Origin of the sequence: Reyranella soli (genome assembly GCF_007992495.1) — a bacterium.
Lineage (GTDB): Bacteria > Pseudomonadota > Alphaproteobacteria > Reyranellales > Reyranellaceae > Reyranella > Reyranella soli.
In genome coordinates this window covers 1-8,922 of the sequence record NZ_BKAJ01000258.1, presented here as the reverse complement: position 1 = coordinate 8,922, position 8,922 = coordinate 1, and the positions used below count along the sequence as shown (strand labels likewise).

The 8,922-nt window shown below is 62.2% G+C and carries 10 protein-coding genes and 1 pseudogene; 8 read left to right on the top strand and 3 right to left on the bottom strand.

Annotated elements, in window-relative coordinates:
• Positions 1-221: hypothetical protein (locus tag RSO01_RS48715; RefSeq protein ID WP_218037656.1), on the top strand; the 221-nt coding region annotated here is incomplete at its 5' end.
• A 640-nt stretch (positions 222-861) separates the two neighbouring features.
• Positions 862-1,077 (top strand): hypothetical protein, encoded by a 216-nt coding sequence (locus RSO01_RS44715; RefSeq protein ID WP_147157100.1) that lies wholly within the window; start codon positions 862-864, stop codon positions 1,075-1,077.
• 88 nt (positions 1,078-1,165) lie between these two features.
• Here RSO01_RS44715 and RSO01_RS44710 read toward each other — a convergent pair whose 3' ends face one another.
• Positions 1,166-1,681 carry a hypothetical protein gene (locus tag RSO01_RS44710; protein WP_147157099.1) on the bottom strand — a complete coding sequence of 172 codons (516 nt, stop codon included), beginning with the start codon at positions 1,679-1,681 and terminating at the stop codon, positions 1,166-1,168.
• Between the two features lie 106 nt (positions 1,682-1,787).
• Positions 1,788-2,738, bottom strand: a complete 951-nt coding sequence (locus RSO01_RS44705) for a LysM peptidoglycan-binding domain-containing protein (protein ID WP_170303843.1) — start codon at positions 2,736-2,738, stop codon at positions 1,788-1,790.
• Positions 2,739-3,214: 476 nt separating this feature from the next.
• On the opposite strand from RSO01_RS44705, the gene RSO01_RS44700 reads away from it, so the two are divergent.
• Entirely contained in the window at positions 3,215-3,661 is a 447-nt protein-coding gene (locus tag RSO01_RS44700) for an RHS repeat domain-containing protein (RefSeq protein ID WP_174825998.1), read from the top strand.
• 466 nt (positions 3,662-4,127) lie between these two features.
• On the top strand, positions 4,128-5,201 hold the full coding sequence (locus RSO01_RS44685) for an RHS repeat-associated core domain-containing protein (protein WP_507763601.1): 1,074 nt from the start codon (positions 4,128-4,130) through the stop codon (positions 5,199-5,201).
• Positions 5,202-5,292: 91 nt separating this feature from the next.
• Here the strand turns inward: RSO01_RS44685 and RSO01_RS50210 are convergent, their stop codons facing one another.
• The gene (locus RSO01_RS50210; protein WP_170303841.1) at positions 5,293-5,433 is read right to left on the bottom strand and encodes a helix-turn-helix domain-containing protein; all 141 of its coding nucleotides are present in this window, start codon (positions 5,431-5,433) and stop codon (positions 5,293-5,295) included.
• Here RSO01_RS50210 and RSO01_RS49345 point away from each other — a divergent pair.
• The 4 genes and pseudogenes from RSO01_RS49345 to RSO01_RS44665 form a co-directional block, all read left to right on the top strand.
• A pseudogene (locus tag RSO01_RS49345) lies at positions 5,398-5,514 on the top strand (integrase core domain-containing protein); the annotation flags it as partial. The gene RSO01_RS50210 and the pseudogene RSO01_RS49345 overlap by 36 nt on opposite strands.
• 1,214 nt (positions 5,515-6,728) lie before the next feature.
• Positions 6,729-7,337: a LemA family protein gene (locus tag RSO01_RS44675; protein ID WP_147157094.1), complete on the top strand. Its 609-nt coding sequence runs from the start codon at positions 6,729-6,731 to the stop codon at positions 7,335-7,337.
• Between the two features lie 98 nt (positions 7,338-7,435).
• Positions 7,436-8,155: a TPM domain-containing protein gene (locus tag RSO01_RS44670; protein ID WP_246159241.1), complete on the top strand. Its 720-nt coding sequence runs from the start codon at positions 7,436-7,438 to the stop codon at positions 8,153-8,155.
• Positions 8,156-8,160: 5 nt separating this feature from the next.
• Positions 8,161-8,790, top strand: a complete 630-nt coding sequence (locus tag RSO01_RS44665; RefSeq protein WP_246159240.1) for a TPM domain-containing protein — start codon at positions 8,161-8,163, stop codon at positions 8,788-8,790.
• Positions 8,791-8,922: the final 132 nt, after the last annotated feature.

Here is an 8,922-nt window from a genome sequence, read left to right as displayed (position 1 = left end):
GGCTCGCCGATCTGGCCAATTTCGACGGCAACTATCTCAATATGCCGCAGCTCCTTTCACACTGGCAGGTCAAGATCGACAGCGCCTCAACGCCAGCCAACCGATCGCTTGCCATGTGTCGCCCGATCACTCTTGCCTCAAGGCTATGTTCAGAGAAGTGGTCAGGCCCTGCACAGGTGCAGCCTTCCTGTGCGGCGTCGCCGCCCCGGGCGATGCTGTGACGAAGGACGCAGGTCAGGCCGAAGCATAAGTGGTGAGAGTGATGGACAGTGACACCTTTGCACGCCGCATCTTTGCGGCCTACTGCGGCGCGGGACTTTTGTTCGCGCTGGTCGCCTGCGCAATCGCGCATTAGAAAGCCCCGACTCATTTCTCGTCGCGGCGGCGCATAAAGCGCCGCAGATGCGCGCACTGGTATCACGGGCGACCAACTAAATGCTTGTTTGCGACGTCGTCGCCGCGGAACTGGTGGAGCAGATACGTCGATAACACCGGCCTTGTTGTCCCGACGAATGAGGGCTGGACGTTTCCAGCTACCAGAACAGGCCTGCGTGAGGGACGCGCGGTTTGATCCTGCGGCGTATAGACTTGTTTGTAGCGCAGTAGCCTTGACGCATGGCGCCTACTCTACGTGGGTACTCTTGATGGATGAGCGCCGAACGCGCCTCAGTGCGATAAATTGGGAAGTTTAGTCTTCCCGCGATCGGCCCTTGCAGCGCGTCACGACTGAGCAGCAGGTGACCTTGCGTGTTCCAGGAACAATCCGACCGCTGTCACGAGATGGCCACTTCTGGCCCTTGCTTCGCGAGGAGTGTGGGACCCACATTTACTCGGATACAGCAGCAAGACTGAGGACTCGGCATGGCTCAAGCCATCACGTCATGGTTTATTTCCGACGGCAGGTTCTGCGTGCATGCCATAAAGGCTGTGGGCAAGCAGAGCGCCAGAATTGTTGAAATCGAAGATGTGGAAACAGGCGAGCGTTTTCATGGCTCTGCCCGAAAGCTGCAGAATATGTTCCTGTCTCTCGGAAGCTACGGCCACGGCGATCCGATGACCCTGCACCGCGAAGCCTAATTCGCGCATCTCCGCATCCGGCTCGACACAAAGGCACCTCGCCGGGTCAACACAGTTTGGAAACCTGCTAGGCGCGGTGGGCTTGCGCTCAGCCAAGGAAAGCGACTCGCATGGTCCATACCGGGCCCAGCCAGCCGAGGTGTTGCCCGGCGTGCCAGGCATGGCAATGACCCTGCCAGGCTTTGAGACTTAGGAGTGGAATGGCGTTTTCGTTCCGGCAGGCACCGGTCCAGCCCTGATCATAAGGCTGAATGAGGAGATGAAGGCAGTCTTCCGCGCGCTCGCGACGGCAGCGCGCTTGGTGGAGCTCGAGGCGCTGACCAAGGCCAACACCGTGGCAAAATTTGAGTCGTGCCGCGATGGTGAAGTCAGCAAACATTCGCATCGAGTAGATAAAGGCCGTCGATCGCGAGGACTGGCCGCGACTGACCAATGAATCAAACCTGCCGATCGTCGAGTGCACCCGGCCGGGGCGATGCGGGTCGTCGCCCTCGCGTCGGGCAACGCATCCGGGATCGATATTACAGCGGAAACGGAACGGTGTCGGACTCCAGATGAACGATGGTGTCAAAGAGTTGGTTATATGGAGTCGCAGCAGCATCACGATCCGATTCTCTTAAGCGCGAGAACGGACTGTCGGCCTTGGTCAGATCGGCGAGAAAGGACCGTCCGCCCGCTACTTGTTCTATGATTTCCAATACATTTATGGTCTATTCATTGGCCGAGCTTTCCAGCGGCCGCAAATTCAATTCTTCTGGCACCGCCGCGTCACTTTTGCGGTGAGGTACGGTCAATCGCACGCTGTGAACCGCCCAGCCGGCGCCGATTAGCTGAGAACATGTTGTGGCCGTTGATCGGCCCGCTACATGACGCCGAGCTGCATGACGCGCGCCAAGCAGCATGTTGCCGCGGCTCATCCCAGGATTGATCGTGCCGCTGGGCACGTCCGGGCCGCGTTGTGAACTGACTCGAAAGGAGTTGAAAATTCCGGTGTGCCTCAAATCCTCGTCGTGAGGTTTAGCCGGGTCTTGGGGCGGATCGATTCCCAAAACCCCGTATCTACGGTTAGAGAAGAGCCTGGCTTGGCCAAGCGTCGGTGCGAAGGGCAGTACCGTTCCGGGTAGGTTGATCATGGCGCGGCCAGCTTCGAGTGGCCCTGCCTGAAGGAAATCATGAATACGAGATCGCGTCGGCTCATCATCGCGGAAACGCTCGGAGGCGTGAAAGTGAGTAATCAGAGGTTTCAGCAAGGACTCGCGCCGTATGATCTCCCCAAGGAAGAATGCTTTGAGCGCATCGAAGGTAGAATGGACTTCGCCAAAAATCGTGAGGTCGGCCCGATGACCAATCAAAGCGGTGACTACATCTCGGCGCGCTTCCCGCGCTAGATACGCTTGAATTGCCTGGGGCGTGGCGCTCGGAGTTATGGGAACGGGTGCCGGAATCGGCGGGGTGGGCGGACTTGGAGGAGTAGGCCCAGGCGGATCGACGCCGGGTATTACCAGGACATCGCCTGGGAAGATCAGGTTTGGGTTGGGACGCTTGGCGCGAAATGAAGCGTTCGCTGGATCGTTGTAGATAGTCTGCCAGCTCGGCAGGCCGTGCTTGCGGGCGATGGATGAAAGATTGTCACCCTGCTTTACCGTGTAAGTCGTTGCCATGCCAACCAAGCCCTTCCGAAGGGCATCGCCCAAAGGTGTGCTGCCAAGGCAAGCGCATGGCCACAAATCGTGACCACCGGGCAGTGTAAGGATGCGCATGCCGCTTCCCGCCAAAGGAGGCTAGCCGAGCCGGCACTTTAGCGTTGCATTCCGATAGACGCTTGATCTGTGGCCATTCGCACACTTCTGCATTTGGCTGGATCTTCGGCCGCACCCCATATGAGACCTTCGAAGGGGCCGCATCTAAAGTTAACTGGTGTTGAGGCGGGTGGGAAAGACCTCGTCGTTGCATGCCACCACAACGATAACTTTTGACGAAGGCTTAATCAAACCAAGACGCTCTAAGCTATCACTATCGAGCGTGCTGGAATGGCGCAGTAAGCCACTCATTCAATTTCGACCAGCGTCGGCGCCCGGACACGTTTTTCACGGCGATGGCAACGGCCTTCTTCTGTCCTACAAGAACGACGAGCCGCTTGGCCCAGGGCGACGTGATCTCGGCCACCGATCCGCGCGGCGCCGTCACGACCGCCGGCTACGATGCCAACCGCCGCCCGATTGCCACGACCTTGCCCGCTGCCCCGGCGGGCGCCGCCCGCGTGCTCACGGCCTTCACCTGGGATCCCCTGGGCCGCCTGCTGGAGGTCCGCCAGTCGGCCGGCGGCAGCATCCTGCGCACTGCCAGCGCCACCTACACCCCTACCGGCAACGTCGCCACCACGACCGACGCCAACAACAACGTCACGCGCTTCGCCTACGATCCGCTCGACCGCCGCATCAGCGTCACCGACGCCATGGGCCGCGTCGCGCGCGCACCACCTGGACGGTGCTCCGCCAGCCATTCCAGCTGTACAACCTCGCCGTCTCCGCCAACCCGCTGGTCGCGCAAACCTACACCGCCGACGGGCTGCCCGCGACGCTGACTGATGCCAACGGCTATACGCACATGCGCCGCCAGCAACAAGCCGACATGCTTCGCCTACGACAGATTCGACCGCCTGGCGACGATCACCTATCCCGACAGCAGCACCGAAACCTTCACTTACGACGCCAACAGCAACGTACTCAGCCGCAAGACGCGCAAGGGCGACACCATCGCCTTTGCGTACGACAACCTCAACCGGCTCTCGAGCAAGACGCCCTCCTCCGGCCCGGCTGTCGCCTACACCTACGACCTCGCCGGAAGGCTGAAGAGCGTCAGCGACAACAGTGCGGCAATCCCCGCAGTCGCCGCGCCGGGAACCACGACAACCTATGCCGCCAGCTACGCCTACCATGCGCTCAGCCGCCTGACCGGCGCGACCTGGGAACCCGCTCCCGCAGCGACGGCTCCCGCACCGGGAGCGCTGGTCACCTTTCACCCACGCCTACAACCAGGCGAACCAGCGCATTCGACAGGACGTCGGCGACAACAGCTGGCTCGCCCATCCCGCGGCTTCGCCCAGCACCACCGGCTACACGGCCAACGCGCTGAACCAGTACACCGCCGTCGGCGGGACCACCCCGACCTACGACGCCAACGGCAACCTCACCTTCGACGGCACCTACACCCTGGGCTACGACGTCGAGAACCGCCTGGTCTCGGCCAGCGGCGCCGGCAACACCGCCAGCTACCAGTACGACGCCAAGGGCCGGCGCACGGCGCGCACCGTCACCGGCACCACCACCCTCTCGGTGACCGACGCCGACGACCGCGAGGTGCTGGAGTACGATGGCGCCACCGGCGCCGTGCTGCGCTGGTACACCTACGGGCTCGGCCCCAATGCCGTGCTCGGCCAGATGAACGTGCCGGCCGGCACGCGCACAACGCTCCTGCCCGACCAGTTGGACTCGATCATCGCCTCGGTCGCTTCGAGCACCGGGACGCTGACCAAATCCGCCTACCAGCCCTACGGCGGCAGCCCCGCCGCCTCCTCGCCCTTCGGCTTCACCGGCCAGCGCCTCGATCAGGAGAGCGGGCTCTACCACTACCGCACGCGACACTATTCCCCGACCTGGAGCCGCTTCCTGCAGCCCGATCCGCTGGGCTACGGCGGCGGCGTCAACCTCTATGCCTACGTCGGCAACGACCCGCTCAACTGGGTTGATCCGTGGGGTTTGGCTCGCGAGCCGTCGGGTGTTGGCACAGCCTCGCCGGCTCCGCCCATTGCCGTGCCTGTCGCTGCTGGCGGTGCCGGCGGCGGCGGCGGATCGCAAGGGCCGCCGCCAGCAGTGGCTGCGGCAGCGGGCGGAGCAGGTGGCGGCGGTGGATCCGGTGGAAGTGGAGGCGGTGGCGGCAGTGACGACGACGGCCCCCGTATTCCGCGCAATTTTCGTATATACGAGGTGTTCATTGAGGCGCCGATAACAGGCACCACTCGATCGGCGCACCGTGCATCGGCAAATGATATCTTGCTGATCAACTCAGCCAGATTCCCGCATTTGCCGCTGCATTTAATCGTGAAATCGGCGTTGATGTCCTAAGTCATATGCGCACGGGCGCCAATTTACTGAATTCGCCAGGGCAAAGAGATACGCCGAGCTGTTCAGGTTTGAACAAGCGAAGGCCAACTTATCAGCGGTGCTTGTGCCGATATTGCATCGGCGTCTCATTAGTCCACCGTTTGAAGGCCCGCACCAGCGGCCCCGGCTCGGCATAACCCAGCGCATAGGCGATCTGGCGCAGCGTGTCGACTACAACACCGCACGGCCACACTCGAGCCTTGGCGGGCTCACACCAACGGAGTTTGCAGCACGCCCCAACCAGGGGCATAACCAGAACAGACTCTCCCTCTGAACGAGGTCATTCCGGGGAGCACGTAATGACCAGTCGAGTAAGCGCAGCCCTCCGAAGGCAGGTCGTGAGTTAGAATCTCGCCGGGTCCGCCGAGTTGTTCAACGCTTTATCGATAAAGGCTATCTGCCTCTTCAATTGCGGGGAAGCACGCGGCAATGCGGCGGTGCTTAGCCCACTCATGCCGCAAAGCCGCGCTTACTGGGCTCTCCGGCGTCTAAATTGGCATCGATGGCAACGACGTTGTGGTGAAGTCGACCACGGATGCGCCCGTTCCCGTTGCAGGTCTGTGGACGGAGCATGGCGCTAGCCCCGCTTCCATCATCGCCTCCAGCCGAATGGCCGGCTCCGCCACTATCAATCGCGATCTGCTTCGCCTTCGGCAACATCAGCTGTCAATCAATCGTGATGAATCCGCCGTTCAAAGATGCTAACGATCACGTACGGCATGCTCTTCAGCTACTGCCCGACCATGGCATGCTCGCCGTCCTGCTGCGCATGACCTGGATGGCCGCGAAGGGACGCGCCGACCTCCTGGAGTATTGTCATAAGCTCATGATCGCCGGGCGTCTGAGAATGCTGCCACCGGGTGCGCGGGGTTGTGGCCATGGTGGCACGACGGACTTCTGCTGGTTCATTTTTCGTCGACAAGTTGTCGAACCCGCCTGTCTGGTAAGAGGCTGAGGTTATGGCGGATTATGAGCAAAGCGCGCGACAGCCCACTCACCTCAGCATTTCCAGCTCCATAGCCCTAGGGCAGCAGCCAACGGCCAATCGATTCCCACGGGCAGAAGACCGACCCTGACGTTTGATGTTGGACGGTGTATACGACCACGGCCACTCAGTGCCGCCACCGCGGCGCTATGCAATGACAGCAGAGCGGCAGCAGCGGCGCGAGGCAGGAACGCATATCAAGTCGGGCAAGTGGTGGCGATCCGTTGTGCGCGTCGGTGGCGGCCGAGGCTTCGTGGCGAAGGTTGCAGACCGTCAGGATTTGGGAACAAGGTGACTATCAGCTTTTGGCGCGCCGGAGGCTCCTGGATCGCAGGCTGACCGAGCTGCCGGCCAGGGATCGTCTTGATCGCTTCCAGGCTCCCGCTCACCGGCCTGTCAAGCGCGTCGTGCTCGACCGCGCGGGCGAAAGTTCGGCCACGCAACGACTCACTCGTAGCCCCGTTGCGTCCTAATGCTTCGGCCGCTCCCCCTGGAGGAGAGAAATGATCCTGACCTTGTCCCGCCCATCGCGAACGGCCACCTTACTTGCCCTCGTGTTCACGCTCATGACCGTGGCTTCGTGCGGCTACAACACTATCCCGACCCTTGAAGAGGCGGCCAAGGCCAGGTGGGCAGACGTTCAGAACAACTACCAGCGCCGCGCGGATCTCATCCCCAACTTGGTAGCCACCGTCGAAGGCTATGCGAAGCAGGAGAAGGACGTACTCACCTCCGTCGTTGAGGCGCGCGCCAAGGCAACGCAGGTGCGCGTCGATGCCTCGCAGCTCACCGACCCGGAGAAGCTCAGACAGTTCCAGGAGGCGCAGAACCAGTTGAGTGGCGCGCTCGGCCGCTTGATAGCGATCAGTGAAAACTATCCCGACCTTAAGTCTAACCAGAACTTCCTGGCGCTGCAGTCGCAGCTCGAAGGGACCGAAAACCGCATCGCTGTGGCGCGCCGCGACTACATCGAGGCGGTGCGAGCTTACAACACCGAGATACGGACCTTTCCCAGCCTGATGTGGGCCTCGATCCGCGGCAGCAAGCCAATGGCGGAGTTCAGCGCCACGGATGACGCGCAGCGGCCACCGCAGGTCAAGTTCGGAAAATGATTCAGGGGACCGCAGCCCTGCAGACCCGTCTTATGAATCATGTGTGGGCCTGGAGACCTGCGGTCTCCATAACGCGGTTGCTGTCGTTTTGTGTCGCGTTGGCCGTCGCCACTGTCGCTGCCGCCCTTACCTTCCCGCCGCTCACCGGTCGCATTATCGACCAGGCCAACATAATCTCGCAGCAGGCGCGCGAGGCGCTGGAGCCGAAGCTCGCCGACCTCGAGCAGAAGTCAGGCATCCAGCTTGTTGTCGCCACGGTGAAGTCGCTGGACGGCCAAGAGATTGAGCCCTATGCCAACGAGCTGTTCCGCTTTTGGAAGCTCGGCGAGAAGAAGATCAACAACGGCGTGCTACTGTTGGTCGCGCCCAACGAGCGGCGGGTACGCATCGAGGTCGGCTACGGCCTGGAAGGCACACTGACTGACGCCCTCTCCGCCGTGATCATCACCAACGCCATAACTCCGCGCTTCAAAACCGGCGACTTTTCAGGCGGCATCAGCCGCGGTGTCGACGATATCATCACCGTGCTAACGACCGACGAATCCGAATGGCAGAAGCGACCGTCACTGCGTCTCGACCGGCCCCAGGCGGAGCACCCCACCAACTGGATTGGCCTGATCGCCTTCGGCGCATTCATCATCCTGCTGGTGGTCTCGCCGGGCTTCCGTGCGCTGGTGTTCGCGATGCTGTTGTCCGGTCGTGCCGGGGGCGGTTTGTACGGCGGCGGTCGTGGCGGCTGGGGCGGCGGCCAAGGTGGAGGCGGCTTCTCCGGTGGCGGCGGCTCGTCAGGTGGCGGCGGCGCCAGCGGCCGATGGTAAGCGACATGCCGGCCCCGAACTTCGTGGAATTATCGCTCGACGACCGCAGGCGCATCTCCGCCGCCATCCAGGCCGCTGAGCGCCAAACCTCGGGCGAACTCGTCTGCGTGCTAGCGCGCAGTTCTGTCGACGCGACGGCGCTGCCGATTGTGCTCGCGGCGCTGGCCGCGTTGATGCTGCCGTGGCTGCTGGTCTTCCTGACGACTCTTCCGGTGCTGATCATCTTGTCCCTGCAGCTCGCGCTGTTCGTGGTGCTCGCCGTGCTGCTCAGCTTGCCGCGCGTACGAGTAGCGTTGCTGCCCGCTGCGACGCGCCGGGCCCTTGCCCACCAGGCCGCCATGGAACAGTTCGTGCTGCGCGGCATTGGCCGAACCGAGGGTCGCACCGGCGTCCTAGTGTTCGTCTCCCTGGCCGAGCGCTATGCGCGCATCATCGCTGACGAGGCCATCGCCTCGCGCGTCGTGCGGGCTGAGTGGCAGGGCGCCATCGACGCGCTGATCGAGCACATGCGCCAAGGTCATATCGCTGACGGCTTCGTTATCGCGATCGAGCGCTGCGGCAGCGTGCTGGCGACGCACTTTCCGGCCGAAGCGGAGGAGCACAGCGGACTACCGGACAGGATCTATTTGATTTGAAGCCTATGCATCCGATCCACCTCTTGTATTTGCGACTTTGCTGACGTTGATGGAGTCACGTGAGGCGGCCAGCTTATTCATCGAGAACATGTTTACTGCTATGGTCGAACCGTCGCGTTGCGCCGGGAGGAT